This window comes from Glutamicibacter sp., assembly GCF_050701915.1.
Lineage (GTDB): Bacteria > Actinomycetota > Actinomycetes > Actinomycetales > Micrococcaceae > Glutamicibacter.
Genome location: NZ_JBOGEG010000001.1, coordinates 55,790 through 80,600 on the forward strand (window position 1 = coordinate 55,790; position 24,811 = coordinate 80,600).

The 24,811-nt window shown below is 66.4% G+C and carries 23 protein-coding genes; 9 read left to right on the plus strand and 14 right to left on the minus strand.

Features of this window, described 5'->3' with window-relative positions:
- Positions 1 to 56: 56 nt before the first annotated feature.
- The 3 genes from poxB to ACRDT3_RS00270 all read right to left on the minus strand — a co-directional run bounded on the left by poxB (position 57) and on the right by ACRDT3_RS00270 (position 4,453).
- Complete coding sequence (gene poxB, locus ACRDT3_RS00260) at positions 57 to 1,781, minus strand: ubiquinone-dependent pyruvate dehydrogenase (protein WP_431491048.1); 1,725 nt, start codon at positions 1,779 to 1,781, stop codon at positions 57 to 59.
- A gap of 161 nt (positions 1,782 to 1,942) precedes the next feature.
- Entirely contained in the window at positions 1,943 to 2,704 is a 762-nt protein-coding gene (locus ACRDT3_RS00265; protein WP_431491049.1) for a YggS family pyridoxal phosphate-dependent enzyme, read from the minus strand.
- Between the two features lie 570 nt (positions 2,705 to 3,274).
- Positions 3,275 to 4,453 (minus strand): Cmx/CmrA family chloramphenicol efflux MFS transporter, encoded by a 1,179-nt coding sequence (locus tag ACRDT3_RS00270; protein ID WP_431491050.1) that lies wholly within the window; start codon positions 4,451 to 4,453, stop codon positions 3,275 to 3,277.
- Positions 4,454 to 4,737: 284 nt separating this feature from the next.
- Between ACRDT3_RS00270 and ACRDT3_RS00275 the strand changes: the two genes are divergently transcribed.
- Positions 4,738 to 5,097 carry a cupin domain-containing protein gene (locus ACRDT3_RS00275; protein WP_431491051.1) on the plus strand — a complete coding sequence of 120 codons (360 nt, stop codon included), beginning with the start codon at positions 4,738 to 4,740 and terminating at the stop codon, positions 5,095 to 5,097.
- Here ACRDT3_RS00275 and ACRDT3_RS00280 read toward each other — a convergent pair.
- The gene (locus tag ACRDT3_RS00280) at positions 5,094 to 6,155 is read right to left on the minus strand and encodes a PLP-dependent cysteine synthase family protein (RefSeq protein ID WP_431491052.1); all 1,062 of its coding nucleotides are present in this window, start codon (positions 6,153 to 6,155) and stop codon (positions 5,094 to 5,096) included. The two genes, ACRDT3_RS00275 and ACRDT3_RS00280, sit on opposite strands and share 4 nt — an antisense overlap.
- 59 nt (positions 6,156 to 6,214) lie before the next feature.
- Between ACRDT3_RS00280 and ACRDT3_RS00285 the strand changes: the two genes are divergently transcribed.
- On the plus strand, positions 6,215 to 7,003 hold the full coding sequence (locus ACRDT3_RS00285) for a hypothetical protein (protein ID WP_431491053.1): 789 nt from the start codon (positions 6,215 to 6,217) through the stop codon (positions 7,001 to 7,003).
- A gap of 101 nt (positions 7,004 to 7,104) precedes the next feature.
- Positions 7,105 to 7,452 (plus strand): hypothetical protein, encoded by a 348-nt coding sequence (locus ACRDT3_RS00290; RefSeq protein WP_431491054.1) that lies wholly within the window; start codon positions 7,105 to 7,107, stop codon positions 7,450 to 7,452.
- A 73-nt stretch (positions 7,453 to 7,525) separates the two neighbouring features.
- Here the strand turns inward: ACRDT3_RS00290 and ACRDT3_RS00295 are convergent, their stop codons facing one another.
- A complete protein-coding gene (locus ACRDT3_RS00295; RefSeq protein WP_431491055.1) occupies positions 7,526 to 10,072 on the minus strand; it encodes an esterase-like activity of phytase family protein in 2,547 nt (848 codons plus the stop codon).
- A 177-nt stretch (positions 10,073 to 10,249) separates the two neighbouring features.
- Between ACRDT3_RS00295 and ACRDT3_RS00300 the strand changes: the two genes are divergently transcribed.
- Positions 10,250 to 11,095 (plus strand): 3-hydroxyacyl-CoA dehydrogenase, encoded by an 846-nt coding sequence (locus ACRDT3_RS00300; protein ID WP_431491056.1) that lies wholly within the window; start codon positions 10,250 to 10,252, stop codon positions 11,093 to 11,095.
- On the opposite strand, the gene ACRDT3_RS00305 is transcribed toward ACRDT3_RS00300, so the two are convergent.
- Complete coding sequence (locus tag ACRDT3_RS00305; protein WP_431491057.1) at positions 11,092 to 11,517, minus strand: hypothetical protein; 426 nt, start codon at positions 11,515 to 11,517, stop codon at positions 11,092 to 11,094. The two genes, ACRDT3_RS00300 and ACRDT3_RS00305, sit on opposite strands and share 4 nt — an antisense overlap.
- A 30-nt stretch (positions 11,518 to 11,547) precedes the next feature.
- Here ACRDT3_RS00305 and ACRDT3_RS00310 point away from each other — a divergent pair, with 30 nt between their 5' ends.
- Entirely contained in the window at positions 11,548 to 13,230 is a 1,683-nt protein-coding gene (locus tag ACRDT3_RS00310) for an ABC-F family ATP-binding cassette domain-containing protein (protein ID WP_431491058.1), read from the plus strand.
- Between the two features lie 101 nt (positions 13,231 to 13,331).
- Here ACRDT3_RS00310 and ACRDT3_RS00315 read toward each other — a convergent pair whose 3' ends face one another.
- Entirely contained in the window at positions 13,332 to 13,676 is a 345-nt protein-coding gene (locus ACRDT3_RS00315) for an ArsR/SmtB family transcription factor (RefSeq protein ID WP_105658520.1), read from the minus strand.
- Between the two features lie 115 nt (positions 13,677 to 13,791).
- Between ACRDT3_RS00315 and ACRDT3_RS00320 the strand changes: the two genes are divergently transcribed.
- From ACRDT3_RS00320 to ACRDT3_RS00335, 4 genes are read left to right on the plus strand one after another with little or no spacing between them, the layout of a single operon-like run.
- Complete coding sequence (locus ACRDT3_RS00320; protein WP_431491059.1) at positions 13,792 to 15,381, plus strand: ABC transporter substrate-binding protein; 1,590 nt, start codon at positions 13,792 to 13,794, stop codon at positions 15,379 to 15,381.
- Positions 15,378 to 16,382, plus strand: coding sequence for an ABC transporter permease (locus ACRDT3_RS00325; protein WP_431491060.1), 1,005 nt, complete (start codon positions 15,378 to 15,380; stop codon positions 16,380 to 16,382). Before ACRDT3_RS00320 ends, ACRDT3_RS00325 begins: the two co-directional genes overlap by 4 nt.
- Entirely contained in the window at positions 16,375 to 17,982 is a 1,608-nt protein-coding gene (locus ACRDT3_RS00330) for an ABC transporter permease subunit (RefSeq protein ID WP_431491061.1), read from the plus strand. Before ACRDT3_RS00325 ends, ACRDT3_RS00330 begins: the two co-directional genes overlap by 8 nt.
- Positions 17,979 to 18,713, plus strand: a complete 735-nt coding sequence (locus ACRDT3_RS00335) for an ABC transporter ATP-binding protein (RefSeq protein ID WP_431491062.1) — start codon at positions 17,979 to 17,981, stop codon at positions 18,711 to 18,713. The genes ACRDT3_RS00330 and ACRDT3_RS00335 overlap by 4 nt, the downstream gene beginning before the upstream one ends.
- A 454-nt stretch (positions 18,714 to 19,167) precedes the next feature.
- Here the strand turns inward: ACRDT3_RS00335 and ACRDT3_RS00340 are convergent, their stop codons facing one another.
- The 7 genes from ACRDT3_RS00340 to ACRDT3_RS00370 are packed head-to-tail and all read right to left on the minus strand — an operon-like array spanning position 19,168 to position 24,498.
- The gene (locus ACRDT3_RS00340; RefSeq protein ID WP_431491063.1) at positions 19,168 to 20,094 is read right to left on the minus strand and encodes an urease accessory protein UreD; all 927 of its coding nucleotides are present in this window, start codon (positions 20,092 to 20,094) and stop codon (positions 19,168 to 19,170) included.
- Positions 20,055 to 20,666: an urease accessory protein UreG gene (gene ureG / locus ACRDT3_RS00345; RefSeq protein ID WP_105658515.1), complete on the minus strand. Its 612-nt coding sequence runs from the start codon at positions 20,664 to 20,666 to the stop codon at positions 20,055 to 20,057. Before ureG ends, ACRDT3_RS00340 begins: the two co-directional genes overlap by 40 nt.
- Positions 20,667 to 20,710: 44 nt before the next feature.
- Entirely contained in the window at positions 20,711 to 21,406 is a 696-nt protein-coding gene (locus ACRDT3_RS00350; RefSeq protein WP_431491064.1) for an urease accessory protein UreF, read from the minus strand.
- On the minus strand, positions 21,387 to 21,857 hold the full coding sequence (gene ureE, locus ACRDT3_RS00355) for an urease accessory protein UreE (RefSeq protein ID WP_105661409.1): 471 nt from the start codon (positions 21,855 to 21,857) through the stop codon (positions 21,387 to 21,389). The genes ACRDT3_RS00350 and ureE overlap by 20 nt, the downstream gene beginning before the upstream one ends.
- A gap of 35 nt (positions 21,858 to 21,892) precedes the next feature.
- Entirely contained in the window at positions 21,893 to 23,605 is a 1,713-nt protein-coding gene (gene ureC / locus ACRDT3_RS00360) for an urease subunit alpha (protein WP_431491065.1), read from the minus strand.
- 2 nt (positions 23,606 to 23,607) lie between these two features.
- The gene (locus ACRDT3_RS00365; RefSeq protein WP_431491066.1) at positions 23,608 to 24,168 is read right to left on the minus strand and encodes an urease subunit beta; all 561 of its coding nucleotides are present in this window, start codon (positions 24,166 to 24,168) and stop codon (positions 23,608 to 23,610) included.
- 27 nt (positions 24,169 to 24,195) lie between these two features.
- Positions 24,196 to 24,498, minus strand: a complete 303-nt coding sequence (locus ACRDT3_RS00370) for an urease subunit gamma (protein ID WP_431491067.1) — start codon at positions 24,496 to 24,498, stop codon at positions 24,196 to 24,198.
- Positions 24,499 to 24,811 lie beyond the last annotated feature (313 nt).

A 24,811-nucleotide genomic window follows, 5' to 3' on the forward strand; every position in this document is an offset into this window, starting at 1 on the left:
TCACAAACGTGTTGCTGGTGCCAAGGGCACCAGCAACAAGCATAGGCATAAAAGGACTAGAACAATTGCCGCCAGTTGGTTTTCGCCAGGTCCAGCAGCTCATCGCCACGCCCGGAGAGCACGGTCCGTATGGCGTACAGCGCAAACCCCTTGGCCTGTTCCAACTTGATTTCCGGTGGCATCGACATCTCCTGGCGGTCGGTCACCACATCCAGCAGCGCAGGACCGTCGTGAGCCAGGAACTCCTGCACCGTAGCTTCAAGCGGCGCGGAATCATCCACCCGGTAGCCTTTGAGCCCCGAGGCGGTGGCCACGGCCCCGAAGTCGGGGTTCTGCAGATCGGTGGCGTAGGTGACGAATCCGGCGGCCTTCATTTCCAGTTCCACGAAATTCAGCGAGGAGTTGTTGAACACCACGATCTTGATCGGCAGCTTGTTCTGCGTAGCGGTCAGCAGCTCGCCGAGCATCATCGCCAATCCGCCATCCCCAGCGAAGGCGATGACCTGGCGCTGCCGGTCAATTGCTTGGGCGCCCAGGGCATGGCACAGCGCGTTGGCCATAGAACCGTGGTTGAAGGAGCCGAGCACCCGGCGCTTGCCGGTCATGGTCAGGTAACGGGCGGCCCAGATCACCGGGGAACCAACGTCTGCGGTGAAAATCGCATCTTCGTCGGCGTACTGGTCGATCAGCCGAGCCAGGTACTGCGGGTGGATTGCCGCCCCCGGCTTGGATGGCGTGGCAAGTTCGTCCAGCTTCGTGCGGGTCTTGCGGTAGTGCTCCACCGCAGTCTCCAGGTGCTTGCGGTGGGACTGCACCGGGAGCACCGCATCCAGTGCCGCGGCCGTGTCCTTCACGGTACCCACCAGAGGGATGTCCACCCGGGTGCGCTTGCCGATCTGCTCTCCGCGGATATCCACCTGGATGATCGTCGCATCCTGCGGGTAGAACTGCTGGTAGGGGAAGTCGGTGCCCAGCATCAGCAGCACCTCGCATTCAGCGATCGCCTTGGCGCCCGAAGCGAAACCCAGCAGGCCCGTCATGCCCACATCGAACGGGTTGCCGTACTCGATATGCTCCTTGCCGCGCATGGCGTGCACGATCGGCGCGCCGAGCTTCCCGGCCAGCGAGATGACCTCCTCATGGGCTCCGGCCACACCAGCACCTGCCAGGATGGTGACCTTGCGCGAGCCCGCGAGGACCTGGGCCGCACGCTCCAGCTCTTCTTCATTAGGCAGCACCCGCGGATTGGTCTTGGTGATTTTCTGGGTGGGCGTGCGTTCCATCTCGGCCAACGCGACATCGCCGGAGATCACCAGTACGGCCACACCGCGCTTCTCGATGGCCTCGCGCATCGCAATGCGCAGCATTCGCGGCAACTGCTTGGGGTCCGATACCTGTTCGGCGTAGACCGAGCAGCCACGGAAGACCTCCACCGGATGGGTCTCCTGGAAGTAGTTGGAGCCGATCTCCCCGGTAGGGATGTGCGCGGCAATGGCCAGAACCGGAACGCGCGAGCGGTTCGCGTCGTACAGCCCATTGATCAGGTGCAAGTTCCCCGGGCCGCACGAGCCGGCGCATACGGTCAGTTCCCCGGTGATTCCTGCTTCGGCCGCCGCGGCAAAGGCGGCAGCTTCCTCGTGGCGGTGGTGGACCCATTCGATCCGCCCGTTCTCCCGCAGGGAATCGGTCAAGCCGTTCAGGGAATCCCCCGGGATGCCGTAAATACGGCGCACTCCCTGGGTGTCGAGCTGTTCAATCAGGTGGTCGGCTACGGTAGGCAAAACATTCCTCCTGCACACAATTTTCCAGTGGGTCTGCTACTCACCCTACTGCGCCAAACCCCCTTGCGTCATGGGTTTTTGCCGCAACCGCAAGTTCTTCCAAGCACACCAGCAGGTGGCGTGCAGGACAGGTGAGCGCCGTTTGCCAACGCCTGTGATGCCTATCCGGCGAACCCAGGCCAATAGTGCGAATCCGGCAACGCCCGCGCACCGAAAATTCCTTGGCCCACTCTCACCACGGTGGCCCCTTCGGCGATGGCCAGCTCAAAGTCGCCGCTCATGCCCATGGACAGCTCTTCCACGCTGGCCAGATTCAACTGGCGCAGCTCATCGCGTACGGCGACCAGTCGCCGGAAGCAGTCGCGTACCGGTTCCTGTTCCGGGCTGAACACCGCCAAGGTCATCAATCCCTTCACCTGGAGCCGCTCAAACCCCCGCAGCTGCTTGAGGAATGCCGGCGCCTGCCCCGGTTCCACTCCGAACTTGGATTCCTCCCCAGAGGTGTTCACCTGGATAAAGACTTCAAGGGTGCGGTCCTCGATTTCCAGCCGGCGTTCCAGGGCTTGTGCCTGGCGCAAGTTATCCAGGGCTTGGAACTCATCGGCGAAGCGTGCCACGTACTTGGCCTTGTTGGTTTGCAGGTGCCCGATCACCGAATATTTCAGCTGCGGCAGATCCGCCAGCGCTTGGGATTTCTCCCATGCTTCTTGCACCTTGTTCTCCCCCAGCCAGCTAACCCCGGCGGCAATGGCCAGGCGCAGCCGCTGGACCGGGACGGTCTTGGTCACCGGCAGCAGCCGCACGCTGCCCGCGACCCGGCCCGCCTTGGCCTCCGCCGCGGCAATTCGCGCCCTGATGGAGGCCAGGTTCACCTCGAAATCGGCTTGGGTAGCTGCATGCTCGGCGGCTGGGTTATCGGACATCTTTCCTCCTTGGCAGGTGCCCTCATCCTAGGCGCGAACTCTGCGCGCCCGCACCCAGATGACGGCTCCTAGGTGCGATGCCCAGGGGCATTGCCGAGCAGGTCGAACGGAACAGGCCAATTGCCCAGTGGTTCCGGCCGTGGAAGTGGAGCCAACCCAATGGCGACGGGCGTCGCCGGGAGTGCCGGTCTTGTTCCATCCGATTTGCTGCCGGCCCTTGAAAGCGATGTCCGCTGCCGCCGGGCAGGATGCCGAACCGCAAGGCACCCACATGAATCAATGATCCGGGCCAGGCCGCTCGCATCGCCGCAAGGGCTGCCGAAGCCGATGTCGCCAAAGCAAGTTGATGTTCTTCTTGGCTTGCTTAGGCGTCGTTCCTGGGAACCGCTGCGGCGCAATGGGGAAATCCTGCATCCCGAGTTCGTCATCATCCCGGTAGCGGCCGGTCCTTTTCCGCTCGCGGGCAAAGCTTGCACAGCTTTGCGGCGATCCCGGCCCGCTAGCCGTAGCCGGCACTCGCGCACGCCGAGCGCCGGCGACTGCGAGCAGGCAGGAGCGCGTTCGGATGGGTCACCGGCTGGCATCCAGCGCGGTCTTCGCGAGCGTGCGCCAGGCCAGGAGCATAATAGCCAGAGCAATCGCTGTCAGCGCCGCGGCGACCCAGACCGGCGCGAGCAACCCCAACCCGGTCGCGAGCCCGAACGCACCAAGCAAAGGCCCCGCCGCGGCTCCGATGTTCAATGCCGCGGTGGCGTACGAACCGCCCATCGTCGGCGCGCCCGAGGCCGCGTACAGCACAAGCGTGATCAGGGTGCTCCCGACGCCGAACGACAAGAAGCCCTGGACGAGGAGCAAGGCGATAAGCGCAATGGGATGCGAGGCGGCCCAGGCCAATGCGATCCAGCCTGCCAGTAGCAGCGGCGCACCGGCTGCGAGCACGAGGCCCGGCCGCTGATCTGACAGCCGCCCTGCGGCCGTGACGCCAAGGAACGAACCGATGCCGAACATTACCAGGGCCAGAGGAACCCACCCTTCGGCCAGGCCGGCGGTCCCGGTCACCAGCGGCGCAAGGAAGGTGAACGCCGCAAAGGTTCCTGCGTTGACCAGCGCGCCCAGTGCCATGGCCAGGAAGAGCCGAGGAGCTGCCAATTGGCTCAGTTCGGCTCCGAGCCTTGGCGGGGACACACTCGCTGCGCCCTGGCCAGAATCCTTCGCGATGCCCCCGATAACGCCGCATACCGCGGGAATGCACAGGATGGCGATCGCCCAGAACGTGGATCGCCATCCCGAGGCCGTGCCGAGAAGGGCGCCGGCGGGGACGCCCGCGACGGTTGCTATCGTCGTGCCCGAGAGCAGGATCGATAGCGCGCGCCCCTTCTGGTTCGCTGGCGCCAGGGTGGTGGCCGCGCCGAGGGCTACGGCAAGGAAACCGGCGTTGGCCAGGGCGCTGAGCACCCGGGTAAGGAGCAGGACCGGGAACGCTGGCGCCAAAGCCGCGATGGCGTGGCTTGCGGCGAACGCGAGAAGGCAGAGCACCAAGGTGGGACGCGGCGGCCAGCGGCGGGCGAATGCCGCCATTAGTGGCGCCCCGAGGGCCATGCCGACCGCGTATGCGGAGGTCAGCATTCCCGCAGTGCCCAGCGATATGCCAAGATCGGCGGCGATTGCCGGGAGCAGTCCGGCGAGCATGAATTCCGAGGTGCCCATGACGAAGACCGCCAGGGCAAGAAGGTAGAGGGCAAAAGGCATCGAGTACTCCGAGGTGTGAGATCAAGAAATGGTTTCTTCTTGCCATCACGGCCAGCACCCCGGGGACGCCCGATGCGCGCACGCATCGGATATCGGCGTGGAACTAGTGGTTCAAGGGGCTGGCGGCGTGACCGGCAACCCCGTACCTGTCTGACTCGGGACTCGACATGCCCCAAAGTCTACACGCGTCCTGCTGCGCCGGCGGGGCAACCGCCTTGGGCAACGCACGGAGCATAGCCCCTCATTCGATAGGCTGGAGACCCGTTGCATCCCAAGGAGAGACAATGCCCGAACCCCGCCGCATGGCCAACACCACCGAACTGGCCGCCGGAGAAACCAACGGAGCGATCTGGAAGCTGGAACCCGAGCAGCGCGACCTCGACGCCAACGTGATCTCGCTGGCCCCGGCCGGGGAAATCGGGGAGCACCAGGGCCCGGAGCTTGACGTGGTGCTGCACGTCTTTGCCGGCTCCGGGGCGCTGCACACCGCCAGCGGATCCATCGAGCTGGCCATCGGAGACATCATCTACCTGCCCGCCCGCTCCCAGCGGCGCTTCGTGGCCGGCGAAGCGGGCTTGGGCTACTTCTCGGTGCATCAGCGCAAGAAGAAGGCCGGGCTCATGCCCGCCCTGCGCAGCAGCTAGCTCCAGGCCCCGGTCTGGAAGAAGCGCTCCAGCTGCGCGGCATAGGGCGCCAGGTCCAGACCCTGGGCAGCCACCCACTGCGGGTTGTAGTAGGTGTTCGCGTAGCGCTCGCCGGAGTCGCAGATCAGCGTCACCACCGAACCCTGCTCGCCGCGCTCGAGCATCTGCGCGATGATCCCGAAGGCCGCGTAGAGGTTGGTTCCGGTGGAGCCGCCGGCAAAGTAGCGGGTCTTGGCACGCAGGAAATGCATCGCTGCCAGCGAGGCCGCATCGGGCACCTGCACCATCTGGTCGATCACCCCGGGCACGAAGCTCGGTTCCACGCTGGGCCGGCCGATCCCCTCGATGCGCGATCCCTGGCCCGTCGCGTAGCCCATGTCCCCGGTGCGCCATCCCTCGTAGAAGGAGGAGCCTTCCGGATCGCCCACGCAGATCCTGGTCTCGTGCCGCTTGTAGCGCGCATAGCGGCCGAAGGTGGCGCTGGTGCCGCCGGTCCCGGCGCCGACCACGATCCAGCTGGGGATCGGATGGGCTTCGGCAGCCATCTGCGCGTACACCGACTCGGCAATATTATTGTTCCCGCGCCAGTCCGTGGCCCGCTCGGCATAGGTGAACTGGTCCAGGTAGTAGCCGCCGGTTTCGGCCGCCAGCGAGCGGGCCGCCTCATCGACCTGGCCGGCCGCGTCCACCAGGTGGCAGCGGCCGCCGTAGAACTCGATCAGCTCGATCTTCTCGCCGCTGGTGGACTTGGGCACCACCGCGATGAAGTCCAGCCCCAGCATCCGCGCGAAGTACGCTTCGGAAACGGCCGTGGACCCGCTGGAAGCCTCCACCAGCGTGGTGCCCTCGGCGATCTTCCCGTTGACCAGCCCGTAGAGAATCAGCGAGCGCGCCAGCCGGTGCTTGAGCGAACCGGTGGGGTGCACCGACTCGTCCTTCAAGTAGAGCTCGATCCCCCAGTGGCTGGGAAGTTCGAAGCGATGCAGGTGGGTGTCGGCGCTGCGGTTCGCGTCAGCGTCGAGCAGGGAAATGGCACGGCGTACCCAAAGATCTGTCATGGCTCCACTCTAACCGTGGCGAACGGTTTTAAGCTCTGTGACGTGGTACCTTCGGAATCGTGAAAAGAAGGCTGGTTACCGGCGGCTATGCCGCCATCATCCTGCTCGGCTTGGGCTGGGCGGCGTGGGCGGTGCTTTCCGCCGCCGGGCTGGAAACCATCGCCGGCGGTTGGCTGGGGCAGGACGCCACCGTCACCTCGGTCCCGCGCATCGGGCAGCTGCCCTGGTTCGGGCTGCTGGCCGCGGTGGCCTTCTACGCGATCTGGCAATGCATGCCGCATGAACGCACCGGGCTGCACCGGCGGCTGCGCCCCTGGGTGCTCGCCGCAGTGCTGTGCAATGCGCTGTGGGTGGCATTCCTGGAGCGCGACCGCATCGGCACCTCGCTGGTCTTCGGCCTGCTCCTGCTGGCACTGCTGATCCGCATCGTGGTGATGATCGACAAGACCCCGGCCCTGCAGCAAGTGGACCGGTGGATTACCCGCGCCAGCTTCGGCCTGTTCGCCGGGTGGCTTTCGGTGATGGTGCTGGCCGAAACCGTCGCCTTCGCCGCCCTGTCCGGGGCCGACGCCAGCACCCTGATGTTCAAGGGCACCTGCGCCCTGTCGGTGCTGCTCCTGGCGCTGTTCCTCAGCGCGGTGAGCTTCAAGAATCCAATGGGGATCTACCTGAACGCCGGCGCGCTGTGGGTGATCGGCTGGATCATCGTGGACCGCTACACCGGCCACGCCACCTCTCCCGGGTTTGCCACGGTGCTTTCGATCGCGGCGATCCTGATGCTGCTGTGCCTGCTCAGCGCGCTGCGGACCCGCATTCGCAAGCTGCGCCCGCGCGGAGCCTCCCAGTAAGTTCCCAGTTCGCAGTGAGCGCAACGGCGCGTCCTTGAGTGCCAACCTCCGGCTGGCTAGGCTGGAGCCTGAGGCCTCAAGGTCCATCAGAGAGGAACAACATGTCGAAGACTGCCAAGAGCTTGAAGCAAGTTGAAAAGTCGCTGGCGAAACTCGCCAAGGCTGCCAAGGAAGAGCTGCCGAAGGAAATTCGCGGCGGCTGGAACGAGGCCGTCTCCGGTGTCAACACCGAAGCCATCAGCAAGGCCGGCGCCAACCTAATCGAGAATGTCGGCGGGAATTCCAAGGCCGCCAAACGTGCCCGCGCCTCCGTGGAGAGTGCCGTGCAGGCCGCGCAGAAGAACCTCGCTGCCCAGGACAAGAAGTCCTGCAAGGGCGGCAAGTTCCTGGTCATCTCGCTGATTATCGCCGCCGTGGCCGCGGTCGTGATTTCGCAGAAGAAGAACTAGCTTTCAACCCCGAAGGCGTGGCACCTGCATAGGTGCCACGCCTTCGCTGTGTTCCGGGTTCTTGATACGCGGCCTACTTCGCGCGGGCCCGCGCGGTCTTGATGGCCGCCGCAGCACCGAGCAGCGCGATCACCGCGCCCACAGGAATCAGCCAGAAGCTGTTCGCACCGGTATCGGCGAGGTGTTCGCTGGCTTCCGGCTGGGCTGGATCCGCGGCCTGCGGCGCCTGGGACTGGCCAGCTTCCCGGGGCGGATCCGGGACCTGCGAAGGATCGTTCGATTCCCCGCTCGGCTGCGGCGAAGGGTTCCGGGTTGGTTCCGCGGCCAGCTCTTCGTCCTGGTCTTCACCTGGCTCTTCGCCTGGCGCGTCGCTTGGCGCGTCGCTTGGTGCCTGGCCGGCCAGCCCGAAGACCTCTTCCACCGCACCGAGGTTCGCGAAGACGGTCTCGCCGGTGGCCTCATCCACCGCATCGTTATCGGTCACCATGTAGAGGTGGCCATCGGCTACGGCCAGCCCCTCCAGCTTTTCCTGGGTCCATCCGTTGGTTTCCTGCAGGGCCGGCAGCGCATCGGCCGCCAGCTTCTTCTCGACCAGCGGCACCTCCCCGGCCACGGCTTGCGGAAGCCGGAACTGGTAGATCGCCTTGTGCTTGGCGTCCGGACCCACCTGGTTATCGCGTTCGATCACCGCATAGGAGCCATCGGGCAGGGCGGTGATTTCCGACAGGCCATTCCATGCACCTTCGGCAGCCGCGTCCAGCCGGTAGCCGTACCAGCTGAATTCCCCGGTGGACGGCTGGTACTTGCCCAGGCGGACAAAGTCCTCGCCGGGCAGTTCGCGCTGCACGGCGAACACTACTTCTTCCTGTTTCCCGGAGCCGGTCGCGGCAATGCCTTCCAGCCCGTGCTTGCCCAGCCCCGCCAGTGCAGGCAGCGCGACTTCTTCTTGCACCGCACCGGCCGCGTCGATGCGCACCAGCAGGTTTTCCGCCCCGGTGGCCCCTTCATGGGCGGCCCAGAAACCGCCCTCCGCGCGGGCGGCAATGCCTTCCAGGTCCAGTTCGGTACTGGCCGAGGTCACCGCCATCGAGGATTCCACGGTGGCCGGGGTGCCGGCGCCCAGGGTGTAGATGCGTGGTTCGTACGCGTTGTCGCTGACCGCGAAGAGCTGCGAAGCATCGGCAGGGTTTGCCGACAGGCCGCTGAGCGCACCGAATGGCACCAGATTCCCGGTGGACGAGGCCAGCTGCGGGAACTGCGCTTCGGCGGCACCGAAGGAGTACAGGGACACCGCCGAGCGCACCTGGCCCTCATCGGTTTCCGAGGCGATGGCCAGCAGGTTGCGCCCGGGGATCGGCAGGATCCCTTCCGGGCCGTTGGTGGTCGGCAGCGACTGCACATAGCGCGGGCGCACCGGGTCGGACAGGTCGTACACGGCCACGAAGTTCCCGCGCTCGGAGGCGACGAAACCGTAATCCACGCCGCCGAATTCGGCGATGGCCAGGCCCTCGGGCTCAACCCCCTTCTTGCCTGCGCGCTTCTCCGGGAACAAGCCCTGGGACAGCGCGAGGCGCTCGAAGCCATTGCCGGCGTCCCATACCGCTTCGCCGGTGGCGGAGTCGAAGATCGTGAAGCCGCGGCTGCCGCCCTTCCAATCGCCCTCATTGGCCGTGGCCAGGTAGCGATCCTGCAGCCAGCTCACGGCATCTGGTTCGCGCGGGATCGAGGAGAGGGTTCCGGTGGGGTCGAGCACGCCGTCCTTTTCGGTGTCGATCCCCGCCAGGTCCACGGTCCCGGTGCTGAAGGCATCGGTGATCTCGCCCGAGGCCAGATCCACCAGCACCACGCCGTTGTTTTCCTGGAGGGTTAGCGCCAACTGGTTCTCGGCGTTAATCGTGACATACTCGGGCTCCGGATCTTGCGGCGTGTCGAGACCGGCCGCTGCCAGCAGCGGCAGCGCGATCGGTTCGGTGCGGGAACCGGAGGCCAGCGGAACTTCGCGCAGCTTCCAGCCTGCCGGGTCCGCGCCTTGCAAGTCCATGATGGCGATCGATCCGGCCGGGGCCTGCGGCAATCCGCCATCGCCGGCATCCTCGTCGCGTTCATTCTCGATGGCGATGCCCGCGTAGGCGCCGTCGGCGGAGACCGCAATGGAGTCCGGCTGGCCGGGCAGTGCAAAACTGTGCACCAGCGTGCGGTCGGCAATCCGCACCACATCCACGCGGCCCGAGGGCTCGCTGTAGCTGGCGGAGGTGTTCACCACCACGAACACGAACTCGCCGTAGGCGGCCACGCTGGTGGGCTCGTCCTCGGCACTGCCCAGCTGGTGCAGGCCCAGCAGGCCCAGGCCCTTCGGCTCGGCCGGGTCGGAAATGTCCAGGAAGCCGACGCTGCGCGAGAGCGCATCGGAGTAAATCAGCGTGTTGCCGTCCGCCGAAACGGTGGAGATTTCCGCGGCGGTGGCCGCGGCTGCGCCGTCGGGGTGGTTCTGGTAGACCGGGTAGGTGGCCTCGCGTTCGAAGTACTCCCCCGGATCCGCGGCGGCGGCCAGCGGCGACAGGCTCGCGGCGATGACGGCGGCGGCCAGGATTCCCCGGCCCTTCTTGGTTATGCGGTGCACGTAGTTCTCCCCATGCTGGTTGCGGATGACTCCCCAAGAGTTCCAGCACCATCTAGCCAGAAGGTGAATCCACGGCAACAGGCAGCCAACCAGCAGGTGTCGGGCGTTCTCCCGCTCACATTTAGTTGAAATTGCGCAACTAAAAGCGGAGAGTGAAACTGTACCCCAAGGAGAATCATGGAACTGCAACGCATCACTGTTCTGGGCACTGGCGTGCTCGGCGCACAAATCATCTTCCAAACCGCCTACCACGGCTTGCCCGTCATCGGCTACGACATCAGCGAGCAAGCGCTGGCCGCCGCAAGCCAGCGGCTGGATGCCCTGGTTCCGCAGTACGCCCAGTACTTCGGGAACCCGCAGAAGGCCGAAGCCGCCCGCGAGTCCATCGTGCTGAGCAGCGAGCTGGCCGACGCGGTGCGGGAGGCCGACCTGGTCATCGAGGCGGTGCCCGAGAATCTGGAGATCAAGGCGCAGACCTACCGGAAGCTGGCCGTGCTGGCCCCGGAACAGGCCATATTCGCCACCAATTCATCGACCCTGCTGCCCTCGGATATCGCCGAATTCACCGGCCGCCCCGGACAATTCCTCGCCCTGCACTACGCCAACCACATCTGGTCCAACAACACCGGCGAAGTCATGGGCACACCCGCAACCAAGCCCGAAGCCTACGAAGCGGTGGTCGACTTCGCCGAGCGTACCGGGCTGGTCGCGATCCGGGTGCTCAAGGAGCAGCCGGGCTACGTGCTGAACTCGCTGCTGGTCCCCTTCCTGCAGTCCGCCAGCCACCTGCTGGTCAACGGGGTCGCCGATGCGCAGACCATCGACAAGACCTGGAAGCTGGGCACCGGGGCGCCGCATGGCCCGTTCGAGATCTACGACATCGTGGGGCTGAACACCGCCTACAACATTTCCCGTGCCGGCGATGCAACCAGCCACAAGTTCGCCGAGCTGCTCAAGACCCAGTACATCGACCAGGGCAAGCTCGGCGCCGCGTCCGGCGAGGGGTTCTACAAGTACAGCTAGCCGCCCCGGGGCGCACCTCCAGGCAGGGCTGCGCCCTCATCCCAGTCGGCCAGCGGCGGAAGGCTCTTCGGATCCGCTACTTCCAGTCCCACCACGATCCAGTCGTGGTCGAAATCCGTGCCTTCGGGAACATGCAGGGTGTCGACCACCGCGGCAGGGACAGGGCCATCTGCCAGTCCCCGCGGCGCCCCGGTCTTCGCCGCAGGCTCATGATCCCGGTACTGGATGCGCACAACCCGGGCGGCGACTGCCGCCACCGGCACCCCCGTGCCATCGAAGGTGCCGTGGTCATCGAGCTCGAAGGAAATTTCCCCGCGCCCATTGCGCACCTGGGCCAGCTGCCAGCTCACTTGATCGCCTACCGAAAACGCCGGATGGCAGCAGGCATGGAGCGCTCCGTAGATTTCTACTGTGATCTGCATGTTAGGCAATCTACCCGATAGGATGATCCGGTGGCCCATATAGACGTGACAGACATCCAGTACTTCCTCTCCGACGGCACCGCGCTGCTGGGCGCGGTGACCTTCAAGGTCTCCGCCGGTTCCAAGACCGCGCTGATCGGCCCCAACGGCACCGGCAAGACGACCCTGTTCAAGATCATTTCCGGCGACCTGAAAGCCGACGAGGGCTCGATCAACCGCACCGGCAGCCTGGGGATCATGCGCCAGTTCGTCGGCCAGGTGCGCGATGAATCCACGGTGAAGGACCTGCTGCTATCCACCGCCGCTCCTGCGCTGGCCCTGGCGGCCCAGAAGGTCGCCAAGTACGAGGCGGCGATGGCCACCAGCGAGGACGAAAAAGTCCACATGCGCTACGCCGAGGCGATCATCGAATGGGGGGATGCCGGCGGCTACGAGCTGGAAACCACCTGGGACAAGGTGTGCATGGCCGCCCTGGGCGTCGAATTCGATGCCGCTTCCACCCGCCTGGCCCGCACCCTTTCCGGCGGCGAGCAGAAGCGCCTGGTGCTCGAGGCCCTGTTCGAAGGCAACGACGAACTGCTGCTGCTGGACGAACCGGATAACTACCTGGACGTGCCGGGCAAGCGCTGGCTCGAAGAGAAAATGCGCGACTCGTCCAAGACCGTGCTGTTCATCAGCCACGACCGCGAGCTGCTGAACAACGCCGCCACCCGCATCATCACCTTGGAACCGGGCCACGGCGGGGCCACCGCGTGGATCCACGGCGGCGCCTTCGGCAGCTATGTGCAGGCGCGCACCGAACGCAACGAGCGCTTCGAGGAGCTGCGCAAGCGCTGGGACGAGGAGCATGCCAAGCTCAAGGAACTGGTCAACATGTACAAGACCAAGGCCGCATTCCGCTCCGACATGGCCAACCGCTACCACGCGGCCACCACCCGGCTGGAGAAGTTCCTGGAGGCCGGCCCGCCGCAGGCGATCCCGCTGGAGCAGAACGTGCAGATGCGGCTGAAGGGCGGGCGCACCGCCAAGCGCGCGGTCGTGGCCGAAAAACTCGAGCTGACCGGGCTGATGAAGCCCTTCAATACCGAAATCTGGTTCGGCGACCGCGTGGGCGTGCTGGGTTCCAATGGCTCGGGCAAGTCGCATTTCCTGCGCCTGCTGGCCTCCGGCGGATCCGATCCGGAGCGCGAGCACCTGCCGGTGTCCGACGTGGTGATCGCCCCGGTGGCGCATGCCGGCACGGTGAAGCTGGGAGCGCGCATCCGCCCGGGCTACTTCGCCCAGACCCACAGCCGCCCGGACCTGTTTGGCCGCACCCTGCTCGAAATCCTGCACCGCGGCGACGAGCACCGCTCCGGAATGCCGCGCGAGGCGGCGGCCGGCGCGCTGGATGGCTACGGCCTGGCCGGGCAGTCCGAGCAGAAGTTCGAATCGCTCTCCGGTGGCCAGCAGGCTCGGTTCCAGATCCTGCTGCTGCAGCTGTCCGGGGCGACCCTGCTGCTGCTCGATGAGCCCACCGACAACCTGGACCTGCATTCGGGCGAGGCGCTGGAACGGGCCATCGACGCGTTCGAGGGCACCGTGCTGGCGGTGACCCACGACCGCTGGTTCGCCCGCGGCTTCGACCGGTTCCTGGTCTTCGGCTCCGATGGCACCGTCTACGAGTCCGACGAGCCGGTCTGGGACGAGGCCCGGGTGCAGCGCAAGCGCTAATCCCAGGGAACTGCCCGCGGGTATGGGTCCGGCACAATATGATGCCAAGCCCGTGCCCTCAGTTGCGCCTTCTGCGTTCTGCGGCGCGTTTGCACGCGGGACTAATGCTCGGGGTGCAGGTGAGAATGCGGGGCGTCCATCTGGTGCAGCAGCTGATGCACGCCGGGGTGCACCAGCTCCCAGCGGCGGTACTTTCCATCCCGCTGCACCTGAACTACCCCGGCCTTGCGCAACGTGGCCAACGACTGGGTCACGGTGTTTGCGCCCAGCTGCGCGGCATCGGCCAGCTGGGTGACCGAGGACAGCGGCGCGGCGTGCATGGCAATCAGTATTTTCATGCGGGTGGCATCCGCGCACAGGGCGAACACGTCGATCCAGTCCTGCAGCGATTCCTGCACTTCCTCCAGGGCGTTGGCGCCCACCTGGCCGCGCTCGGACTCAGGCATGCCGCCCCCGCGAAATAGTGGTTGGCAAAATCACCACGCAACCCCTCATCTGTGTGATCAAACACCTGTAGTCTGTGAACATCTACCCCACGCACCGCTCGGAAGGACCTCGTTCGTGCACAGCTACGCCCGGCGCGCCGCACTGATGCTCCCCATCCTACTGGCCACCGCAGGCTGCCAGGCCGCCGTCCCCAGCGACGACGTGCTGCTGCTGACCCCTGCGCTGCCCGAAACCCTGAATCCGCTGGCAGGTTTCGACAACAACGGCACGGGCAAGATCAACGAATCGCTGTATACCCTGGACGGGGAAACTGGCAGCCTGCCGAATTTGGTGCCGCTGCTGGCCGAGGGCGAACCGCAGATCAGCGCCGACGGGCTGCGCTGGAGCATTGCGCTGCAGCCCGGCATCAGCTTCAGCGACGGCAGCGGCTTCGACGCCGGGGATGTGGCCGCCAGCTACCGGGCCATCCTGGACCCCGCCAGTGCCTCGCCCATCGCCGGCGTGCTGGAAAACCTCGATACGGTGCGTGCCGTGGACGAGCACACCGTCGAATTCACGCTCAAGGAGCCCCAGGTCTCCTTCAAGACCGCACTGCTGATCGGCATCGCCCCTGAAGAACTGATCGCCGACGGGCCGGTGAGCAATTCCAGCCTGAACCGCACCCCGGTGGGTACCGGCCCCTACACGGTGCAGAAATTCGATTCCGCCCAGCTGGTGCTGGGCGCCAATCCCGACTACCGTTCCGGCGCCCCCGACGTGGCCCGGGTGGTCTACGAGCAGTCAGCCGACGACAACGCCCGCTCGCAGGCACTGGCAGGCGGCGGCTACACCGGCACCGTGCTGCCTCCGCGGCTAGCGGCCAGCTTCGCGGATCGCGACGGGTTCGAGGTGGTCACCGCAACCAGCGCGGACTGGCGCGGCATCTCGCTGCCCGCCGACCACCCGTTCACCGCCGATCCTTCCGTGCGCCTGGCGCTGAACCTGCTGGTGGACCGCCAAGCGCTGATCGACGGGGTGCTGGCGGGCTCCGGGCGCCCTGCCTACACCTTCGTCCCGGCCCAGTACGGCAAGGCCTACAACTCTGACGCCGTGTTCACCCACGACCCCCAGCGGGCCGAGCAGCTGCTGGAGCAGTCGGGGTGGACGCTGGACGGCTCGATGCGCTCCAAGGACGGCCAGGACGCCGCATTCACCATCATGTACAACCCGGGCGACACGCTGCGCCGGGACCTGTCCCTGGCCTTGGCCGCCCAGCTCAAGGAGCACGGCATCACCGCCGAGGTCGTGCCCGCCACCTTCGACGAAGCCGAGCCGCGCATCGGCACGGACGCGCTGATGCTGGGCGGCGGCGACACCCCTTACGATGTGGACACCCAGCTCTACAAGATGCTGCATTCAAGCTACCCGGAGGACGGCGCCTACTACGACAACCCCAGCCGCTACGCGGACGCGGCGATGGACCGGCTGCTGCACATCGGCCGGACCAGCACCGACCCAACGGCCCGCGACCAGGCCTACCGCAAGGTCCAGGAACTTTACGTCAAGCAGCCATCGATGCTGCTGCTGGCCTTCACCGACCACAACTACGTGCAGCGCAGCGACGTCCATGAGACGTGGAACACCGCCGGCACCCTGCTCGAACCCCATGACCACGGCACCGCATGGGGCCCGTGGGTGAAAATCGGCCAGTGGACCGGCAAATGAGCCTGAGCGTCCTGCGCCCGCGAGGCGTGCCGCGGCTGCCAAGAGCCGGGCTGCTGGTGCTCCGCCGGATGCTGCTGGCCATCCCGCTGACCGCGGGGCTGACCGCAGTGGTGTTCTTCTTGGCTTCCGTCGCCCCGTTCAATCCGCTGGCTGCCTATCTGGGCAGCCGCTACGAGCACACCGGCGCCGCCGAACGCGCGGCCCTGCGCGCCGAGCTGGGCCTGGACGACTCCTGGTTCAGTGCCTGGCTCGGCTGGCTGGGCTCGGCGGTGCACGGCGAGCTGGGCACCTCTCGCATGCTGGCCAGGCCGGTCACCGAGGTGCTCGCCGAGCGCGTGCCCTTTACCCTGCTGCTGATGCTTGCCGGGCTGCTGCTTGCCGTGGTGCTCGCGGTACTGCTGGCCTGTGCCGCTGGCCTGTGCCGCGGCGGGTTGGCCGACCGCGCCACCACCTGGATCGCCCAGCTGGCCCAGGCCATCCCGCCCTTCGTGCTGGCGCTGGTGTTCATCGCTGTGTTCTCGCTGAGGCTCGGGCTTCCCACCGGAGGCGTGGCGCCTCCAGGGCAGGAGCCGACCGCCGGGTCGCTGGCCGTGCACCTGCTGCTGCCGGCCACGGTGATGGCCATCAGCCTGCTGCCCTGGCTGGTGCTGAACCTGCGGGCCTCCATCTTCGATCTGCTGGACTCGGATGCGGTGCTCGCGGCCCGGGGACGCGGTGAGGGAGCCGGACGGATCCTGGTGCTCGAGGTGCTGCCCGGCGCCCTGCTGCCCTTCATCACGGTGATCGGCTCCCGCCTGGGCGAACTGATCACCGGAGCGCTGCTGGTTGAAACGGTGTTCGGCTGGCCCGGGATTGCCTCGGCGGTGATCGATTCCGCGGTGTCCGCGGACTTCGCGCTGCTGGCCGCGGTGACCGCCTGCTCGGCGCTGGCCGTGTTCCTGGGCAATGCCCTGGCCGACGCCGGCTACCTGCTGCTTGATCCGCGGGTGGGCGATGTCTAGCATCATCCGTGATTCCCGCTTGCTGCCGCTGGGCATCATCCTGCTGGCCGTGGTTTATGCGGTGCTCGTTCCGTTCTTCTCCCCCGAGGCGGTGGAGAACATCGACCTGGCCGCGGTGTATCTGCCGCCGGGGGCCGAGCATTTCTTCGGCACCGATCAGCTCGGGCGCGACGTGTGGGTGCGGGCCGCGGCCGCGCTGCGCCTGTCGATGCTGCTCGCCGTCGCATCGGCGCTGTCCTCCACGCTGCTGGGGGTTTTGGCCGGAACCCTGGCCGCCACCGCCGGCGGGCTGGTGGACCGGATTATCACCCGGCTGGTAGACAGCGTCAGCGCGATCCCGCACCTGCTGCTGGGTGTGGTGATCCTGGCGCTGTGGCCCGGGCAGGTCTGGGCGATCATCCTGTCCATCGCACTGACCCACTGGACCCAGGTGGCGCGTATCGTCAGGGCCAGGCTGTTGGCCGAACGGGAGGCCGGCTACGTCAAGCTCAGCCGGGCCTCCGGCGCCCGGCCGCTGGCGCTGTGGTGCACGCACCTGATTCCCGCGGTGCTCCCTCAGGCGGGAATCGCCGTGGTCCTGCAGCTGCCCCATGCCATCTGGCACGAATCCGCGCTGTCCTTCCTAGGTGTGGGGCTGCCGCCACAATCCGCGTCGCTGGGTTTGCTGCTGGAGGACGCCCGCACAGGCATCCTGGTCGGCGCTTGGTGGATGCTGGTGTTCCCGGCCGCGCTGCTGGTGCTGCTCAGCTGGTCCTTTGCCGCCCTGGCGCACCGACAGCCGCAACGCCGCCGCTCCGCGCGGCGCCTCGATTCCCGCGCTCCGCGACGAAAGGACGGTGCCGCAGGAAAAGCCGATGGGCATCCGCTTCCACGGGGCGCAGGCTTGGTCGTGCGGGGATTGTCGGTATGGAGCAAGGATGATTCCCCAGAACGCTCCGTGCTGCTGGATAACGTCAGCTTCACTGCCGCCGCCGGAGCGGTCAACGTGGTCATGGGTGCCTCGGGCGCAGGAAAGACCATGCTGCTGCGCGCCGCCGCCGGGCTACTGCCTCAATCGCTGGAATCCACCGGCAGCGTCCTCGTGCCGGGAACCGCTGGCGGGCCCTGCCATGCCCCCAAGCTGGGTGAAGATCTGGTTTTCATTCCCGGGTCGGCGGCCACGGCGCTGAACCCGGTGCTCAGCGTGGGCACCGCCTTGCGCCGCGTACGCCGGAGCCACGGCCTGGACAGCTCGCCGGCCGCGCTGGCGGCGGTGTTCAAGGACTTCGAACTGGTTCCCGAACTGCTCCATCGCTACCCGCACGAGCTGTCCGGAGGCCAGGCCCAGCGTGTAGTGCTGGCCCTGGGCTTGGCAGCCCGCGCCAGCTGCGTTGTGCTGGACGAGCCCACCAGCGCCCTGGATGCGGATACCGCGGCGGCCATCGCTCGGATCCTGCGCCACTTGGCGGACACCGGGTGCACCATCGTTATGGTCACCCACGACGCTGAACTGGCCGCGGAACTCGCCGACACGCTGACCGTGGTCAGTGATGGGCAAGTGCTCGCATCCGCTTCCGGCAACGGGCAGGTCATCCCGGAATTGGAGGATAGCACCCCATGAGCCTTGAATTGTCTGCGGTGAGCCACCGCTATGCCAAGAACGTCCCCAGAATCCTGGATCAACTGGACCTGGAGGTCACGTCCGGCTCGGTGATCGGTCTGGTCGGGCCCTCGGGTGCCGGGAAGTCCACCCTGCTGGCCATCGCCTCGCTGATGCTGGCCCCGACAGAGGGCAAGCTGCGCATCGATGGCCAAGCGGTACCTGCCCGAGGGCACGTACCGGCCGAACTGCGCCAGCGCATCGGCATCCTGCCGCAAAACCCGCGCAGCTTCGCGAACCCCCGGCTCACCCTGGGCGCGATCATGGCCGAGCCGTTAGCCCTGCGCGACGGGCTGGCGGTCCCCCGTCCGGGCCGCTATCGCCGCGAGCTGGAGGAACTGGCCCGGGAGGCGAGCCTTGAACCGGCGCTGCTGGAGCGGAAGCCCTGGCAGGTTTCCGACGGGCAGCTGCAACGAGCCCTGCTGGGCAGGGCGTTGGCCCTGGACCCGGCGCTGCTGGTGTGCGACGAGCCGACGTCAGCCCTGGATCCCGGCACCACTGCGCAGATCTTCACGGTGCTGCGCGAGCGGGCTCGAGCCGGGGCGGCGGTGCTCATCGCCTCCCACGACAATGCCTCGCTGGCCGAGCACTGCGATTCGATCCACCAGCTGTCGGCGCTGCGGCGCCCAGACCAGGGGGCACTACTTGGACTCCCCGCCCAAATGCCAAGCGATGATGTCGAGCGCACGTAGCGGTGTAATCGGCACGTCGGGCTCCACCAACTGGGGAATTTCCAGCCTGAATTCGTGGTGGCGCTGCAGATCAGCCTGCACCTCTGGCAGCCAAGCCAGAACGAAACGCGGTCGGAGCGCTTGTTGTCCCCTAGCATCCGTTCCTGATGCAGCCTGCGCACCTGGCGGCCAAAGAGTGGAATCAGCTCTGGATTTATGCGATGCACCACCATGGCCGGTTTTATCGGATTGACTTGCGGGGCCCGGGGCTAGTCAAGGACACCAAAATGATCAGCAATAGCGTCAAGCTGCGGTTGGCCTGCGTCGCTCAGCGCTCCGGACAGGCGCAGGTACGGCATTTATTGGCGATTTGTGCCGGCGCACCGCCGCTCTGTGACCTCGCCGGGATGCGAAACGGCCGCCGGGATCCCCTGCGTGAGGAACGTCGGCGGCCGTTGGATCAATTCCGGACAGGCTAGTACTTGCGCAGGTTCACCGGCTGCTGTCCGCGCAGCTCGATGCGCAGCTGGTTCACGATGGCGTGCAGCACCGCATTCGCCGATTCCGTGGAGCCTCCCAAGGTGCGTACCGCAAGACCGGGCACCGGGGCCTGGGAGATGCCCACAGAAATTCCGTCGCGCTGCTGCCCGGCGATCTCGTAGGCCAGTTCGCGCAGGCGAGCGACCATTGCCGCGTCGATGCGCGGGTCGATGGCCAGCAGCATGCCCACGTGGGTGGATTCCTGCAAGTACAGCAGCGAGTCGATGGAATCCTTGCCCGGCTTCACCCACAGGTTATCCAGCGCCCCGAGCCGCCCGTCCAGGTGGACCTCGGTGCGCAGGCGCAGCTGCTCGTAGCTGAACCGACTGCCGTCCGGGCTCCAGCCCGGGGTGAGGACCTCGCACAGCACCAGCGAGGCATCGGCGGCCATGTGCACCTCGGTGCGCTGGAAGTAGCTGGCGTCCTTATAGGCGATCAGCTGGTCCGGCAGGTATTCGAGCACCGCGCCGGGTTCCAGCGTGATGCGCATGTCCTGCTGCGCCGGGCCCTGCGGGGTGCGGTAGACCTTGGTGGCGGACTGGGTGGTCAGCAGCAGGCTGCTGCCCTCGGCCACACGGATCTCGATGCCGTACTTGTCGGCGCCCAGGTAGCCGCCGCCGGGGTTCACGATGGTGTAGCAAACCTGGGCGGTGTCATCGAGGTAATGCGGGCGCAGCACGCGCAGCGCCCCCTGGTGGTATTGCCGCAGCGCGATGTCCTTCCCGGCCCGCGAGCCGACGTGCAGCCGCAGCTCGCCGACCAGGCCATCCGGGAACGGACTGGGCTCCAGCCCGGAGCCCAAGCCCTGGCTCGAAGCGGCCACTACGCCAGGTCCGTCATCAGCACGTCGTGCTTCAGCCACGCGATGACCTTCTCCAGCCCCTCGTCGGTCTTCAGGTTGGTGAAGCAGAAGGGCTTGTCCCCGCGGAACTGCTTGGAATCCGACTCCATCACCGACAAATCCGCCCCCACATACGGGGCGAGGTCGGTCTTGTTGATGATGAACAAATCGGACTTGATCATGCCCTGCCCGGCCTTGCGCGGGATCTTCTCGCCCTGGGCCACATCGATGATGTAGATGGAGAAATCCACCAGCTCCGGGGAGAACGTGGCCGAGAGATTGTCCCCGCCGGATTCGACGAAGATTACCTGCAGGTCAGGGTGCTTGGCTTTCAGCTCCTCGATAGCCGCGGCGTTCATCGAGGTGTCCTCGCGGATCGCGGTGTGCGGGCAGCCGCCGGTCTCGATGCCGACGATCCGATCCAGCGGCAGCACGCCGTTGGCGGCCAGGATCTTGGCATCCTCGATGGTGTAGATGTCGTTGGTGATCGCTGCCATGGAGATCTCGTGCTCCAAGGCGCGGGTGATGCGTTCGATCAGCTGGGTCTTGCCGGCACCAACCGGTCCGCCGATGCCAATCTTGATGGGTTCCATGGGTACTTCCTCGAATCTGTTGGGGCCGCAGGTGCGCGGCGGGGTCAGGACATGAACATGCGGGCGCGCTGGTGCTCGTGGCGCATCTGGGCGATTTCCAGCCCGGGCGCCGCGGCACCCAGGTCCATCTCTTCCAGGGTGAAGATCGCCGCGACGGCGTCCGCCACCGGTTCGTGCATCGCGCGGATCACCCGCTGGCCGGCGTCCTGGCCCAGCGGGATGGCGCGGATTGCATTCTGCGTCAGGCTGGTCACCGTGGAGAACAGGTAGCTGCCCAGCGCGTCGGCCAGCGGGGCGCCGGCCCCGCGGGCACCCAGGGCGAAGGCGATGGCCGGGTGCCCGGCGCACTGCCCGCTGCGCACCGCCTGCGCATAGGCCGCCAAGTCCCCGGTGGGGAACGCCGAGTTGGCCACGGCGAGCATCCGCGCGCCCATCTTGGTGGCCGCCTCGCGCAGCTGGCGCGGCAGGGCCGAGGCATGGATCAGCGCGTCGAGCTGCGCGATCCGCTCCTGGTCCGGCGCCTCGTAGGCCAGGCGCAGCAGCAGCCCGTCGGTGTAGGCCAGGGCCTGGGACAGAAACAGGCGCAGCCACGTCGCGAAGCTGGCCTCGTCGTGCACCTGCCCGGACTCCAGGTAGCTCTCCATGCCGAAGGAGTGGCTGAACGCGCCGGTGGGCAGCGCCGAATCCGACAGCTGGAGCAGCGTGAGCAGGTGCGGGGCGCTAGTGGGTGTGCTCGGCATGGCGGAAGGGCACGGGCATAACCCGCTCCTGGCGCTGGTAGGGCGCGTCGTGGTGCTTGAGGAAGTCCTCGACGGTGTGGTCGTACTGCACCACCATCACCTCGGCGCAATACTCCGAGTCGGCGCCGAAGAACTGCGCCTGCAGGTGCCGGTTGCCCAGCGAGTGGGCGATCACGCCCATCTCCAGCACCGTGCGCGGGGCGATGACCAGCACGTCGGTGGGCAGCACCGACACGCTGATCACTTCGGTCTCCGAGAGGAACAGGATGTCCCCGTCGCGCAGATCCGGGCCCGGGGCCAGGCGCAGGCCCAGCTCCCGCCCGTGGTCGGTCTTCACGCGCTGGATGCGCTTGACCAGCTCGGCGCTGGGCAGCACCACCTTTTCGTGGTGCCGCCCGGCCAGCTGCTCGGGCTGCTCGTGGAGGTTGCCCACGAGTTCGTCGATAATCATCTATCTCCTTGGTGGTTGGCGGGCCGGCTCACCGGCTAGAACAGGAAGTAGCGCTGGGCCATGGGCAGCTCGTCCGAGGGCTCGCAGGTGGCCAGTTCCCCGTCGACGAACACCTCGTAGGTCTGCGCATCCACCTGGATGTCCGGGGTGGCGCCGTTGTGCTTCAAATCGGACTTCACCAAATCGCGGATGCCGTGGCAGGGGCGGATCACCTTGCGCAGGCGCAGCCGTTCCGGGATGCCCTCTTCGATCGCGGCCTTGGACAGGAAGGTGATCGAGGAGGCGTGGACCGCGCTGCCCAGGGCGCCGAAGTTCAGCCGCAGCGTGCGCGGCTGCGGGGTCGGGATCGAGCCGTTGGAATCGCCCATCAGCGACTGGACGATCAGTCCGCCCTTGATCACCATTTCCGGCTTGACTCCGAAGAAGGCCGGATCCCAGAGCACCAGGTCGGCGAATTTGCCTTCCTCGACGCTGCCGATGGAGTCGGCGATGCCGTGGGCGATGGCCGGGTTGATGGTGTACTTGGCGACATAGCGCTTCAGCCGCTGGTTATCGCCGATCCGCGGGTCGCCTTCCAGCTTGCCGCGCTGGCGCTTCATCGCGTCGGCCACCTGCCAGGTGCGCAGCACCACTTCGCCCACTCGGCCCATGGCCTGCGAGTCCGAGGAGGTGATGGAGAAGACCCCCATGTCGTGCAGCACATCCTCGGCGGCGATGGTCTCGGGGCGGATCCGCGAATCGGCGAAGGCCACGTCCTCGGGGATATCCGGGTTCAGGTGGTGGGCCACCATGAGCATGTCCAGGTGCTCGTCCACGGTGTTGGAGGTGTAGGGCAGGGTCGGGTTGGTCGAAGCCGGCATCACATTGGGCAGCGAGGCCATGCGGATGATGTCCGGGGCGTGCCCGCCGCCGGCGCCTTCGGTGTGGAAGGTGTGGATCACCCGGCCGGCGATCGCCTCGATGGTGTCCTCCACGAAGCCGCATTCGTTCAGCGTGTCGGCGTGGATGGCCACCTGCACGTCGAACTCGTCGGCGACCTTCAGCGAGTTGTCGATGGACGAGGTGGTCGCACCCCAGTCCTCGTGGATCTTCAGGCCGATCGCGCCGGCGCGGATCTGCTCGGCCAGCGGCGCGCGGTCGCTGGCGTGGCCCTTGCCCAGCAGCCCGATGTTGATCGGCAGGTTCTCCACGGCCTGCAGCATCCGGGCGATATGCCATGGCCCCGGGGTGAGGCTGGTCGCCTTGGACGCATCCGAAGGCCCGGCGCCGCCGCCGATCAGCGTGGTGGTGCCATTGGCCAGGGCGACGGGCACCTGGTCCGGGGAGACGAAGTGGATATGGGTGTCGATGGCGCCGGCGGTGAGGATCTTGTGCTCCCCGGCGATCACGTCCGTGGACGCGCCGATGACGATGTCCACCCCGTCGGAGATGTCCGGGTTGCCGGCCTTGCCGATCTTGAAGATATGCCCGTCGCGCAGGGCGACGTCGGCCTTGTAGATGCCGGTGTAGTCCAGCACCACCACGTTGGTGATCACCGTGTCGGGCACATCCTGGTCGCGGGTGACGCGGCCGTTCTGCCCCATGCCGTCGCGGATGACCTTGCCGCCGCCGAAGACCACTTCTTCGCCGTAGGTGGTGTAGTCGTGCTCGATCTCGGCCAGCAGCTCGGTATCGGCCAAGCGGATGGCGTCCCCGGTGGTCGGCCCGTACATTTCCGAGTACTGCTTGCGGGTCAGCTCGAAGCCCATGCCTAGTTCTCCTGCTCTTCGTCGGCGGCCGAGGACTTGCCGGCGTTTTCCGCCTCTGCTGCAAGCCGTGCCTCATGCGGCTGCGGCGGGAGGTTCTCGTCGACCGGGTCCACTCCGAAGGTGGTGCCCAGCCCGGAGGCGGCATCGCCCTGGTTGGGAAGATCGATGCTGTAGTCTTCGACGACCTCGGCCTCGCGCTCGGCATCGATGCCTGCGGTGCCGCCGATCGCTTCCGTTTCAACTGCCGGGACCGGCAGGCCCAGCGGCCCGTTGACGCGGTCCTGGAAGCCGTGCACCTCGCGGGCTCCGGAGAATTCGACCAGGTGGACGGTGCGTGCATCGCCCGGCTCGAAGCGCACTGCTGTGCCGGCGGGGATATCCAGCCGGAATCCGCGAGCGGCCACGCGATCGAATTCGAGCTGCGAGTTGACTTCGGCGAAATGGTAGTGCGAGCCGACCTGCACCGGCCGGTCCCCGCGGTTCACCAGGTTCAGGATGCGGGTTTGCTGCTGTGCATTGCAGGCGATGGGTTCATCGCGCAGGATGTATTCTCCCGGGATCATGGTCTGTGCCTTTCTGCGCAGTGGGAACTAGCGAATGGGGTTGTGGACGGTGACCAGCTTGGTTCCGTCGCGGAAGGTAGCTTCGACCTGGACCTGGTCCACCATTTCCGCAATGCCATCCATGACGTCCTCGCGGCGAAGGATCGTGGTCCCGTAGCTCATCATCTCGGCCACGGTCCGTCCGTCGCGGGCCCCTTCGATCAATTCGTAGGTGATGACCGCGACGGCCTCCGGGAAGTTCAGCTTCAGTCCACGCGCCTGTCGTCGGCGTGCCAGATCGGCGGCGACGACGATCATCAGCTTCTCTTGCTCCCTCGGCGTTAAATGCATCGACAATTCCCCGTTCAAGAGTGTTTAAGAGTGTCCACCAAGATCTCTGAATTCCGGCCAGATAACGCCGTAACAGCTGTGGATATGGCTAGAATAGCAGACCTTCGGAAAAGGTTTTTGCGCCCCGTAATTCGTCCATAAAACAACCATTGACAAAATTTATCCACCCAAGTCAAATGCATTTTCATGAAAAATCGCCCGAACTCCTCCAGCGCGTCGAAGAGCCGCCATTTCCCATTGCAGCACAATGCAATGCTCCACAGGGTTTTAAACCCTGATTCCCTGCCTGTTTCCAGCCATGGTTCCGGCCGGA

Bases quoted from the DNA above. Each gene is read 5' to 3' on its own strand.
- ACRDT3_RS00335 (WP_431491062.1), top strand. From the start codon at position 17,979: ATGAGCCTTGAATTGTCTGCGGTGAGCCACCGCTATGCCAAGAACGTC.
- ACRDT3_RS00280 (WP_431491052.1), bottom strand. From the start codon at position 6,155: ATGACAGATCTTTGGGTACGCCGTGCCATTTCCCTGCTCGACGCTGAC.
- ACRDT3_RS00300 (WP_431491056.1), top strand. From the start codon at position 10,250: ATGGAACTGCAACGCATCACTGTTCTGGGCACTGGCGTGCTCGGCGCA.
- ACRDT3_RS00270 (WP_431491050.1), bottom strand. From the start codon at position 4,453: ATGCCTTTTGCCCTCTACCTTCTTGCCCTGGCGGTCTTCGTCATGGGC.
- ACRDT3_RS00275 (WP_431491051.1), top strand. From the start codon at position 4,738: ATGCCCGAACCCCGCCGCATGGCCAACACCACCGAACTGGCCGCCGGA.
- ACRDT3_RS00370 (WP_431491067.1), bottom strand. From the start codon at position 24,498: ATGCATTTAACGCCGAGGGAGCAAGAGAAGCTGATGATCGTCGTCGCC.
- ACRDT3_RS00305 (WP_431491057.1), bottom strand. From the start codon at position 11,517: ATGCAGATCACAGTAGAAATCTACGGAGCGCTCCATGCCTGCTGCCAT.
- ACRDT3_RS00315 (WP_105658520.1), bottom strand. From the start codon at position 13,676: ATGCCTGAGTCCGAGCGCGGCCAGGTGGGCGCCAACGCCCTGGAGGAA.
- ACRDT3_RS00325 (WP_431491060.1), top strand. From the start codon at position 15,378: ATGAGCCTGAGCGTCCTGCGCCCGCGAGGCGTGCCGCGGCTGCCAAGA.
- ureE (WP_105661409.1), bottom strand. From the start codon at position 21,857: ATGATTATCGACGAACTCGTGGGCAACCTCCACGAGCAGCCCGAGCAG.
- ureC (WP_431491065.1), bottom strand. From the start codon at position 23,605: ATGGGCTTCGAGCTGACCCGCAAGCAGTACTCGGAAATGTACGGGCCG.
- ACRDT3_RS00330 (WP_431491061.1), top strand. From the start codon at position 16,375: ATGTCTAGCATCATCCGTGATTCCCGCTTGCTGCCGCTGGGCATCATC.
- ureG (WP_105658515.1), bottom strand. From the start codon at position 20,666: ATGGAACCCATCAAGATTGGCATCGGCGGACCGGTTGGTGCCGGCAAG.
- ACRDT3_RS00290 (WP_431491054.1), top strand. From the start codon at position 7,105: ATGTCGAAGACTGCCAAGAGCTTGAAGCAAGTTGAAAAGTCGCTGGCG.
- ACRDT3_RS00265 (WP_431491049.1), bottom strand. From the start codon at position 2,704: ATGTCCGATAACCCAGCCGCCGAGCATGCAGCTACCCAAGCCGATTTC.
- ACRDT3_RS00350 (WP_431491064.1), bottom strand. From the start codon at position 21,406: ATGCCGAGCACACCCACTAGCGCCCCGCACCTGCTCACGCTGCTCCAG.
- ACRDT3_RS00365 (WP_431491066.1), bottom strand. From the start codon at position 24,168: ATGATCCCGGGAGAATACATCCTGCGCGATGAACCCATCGCCTGCAAT.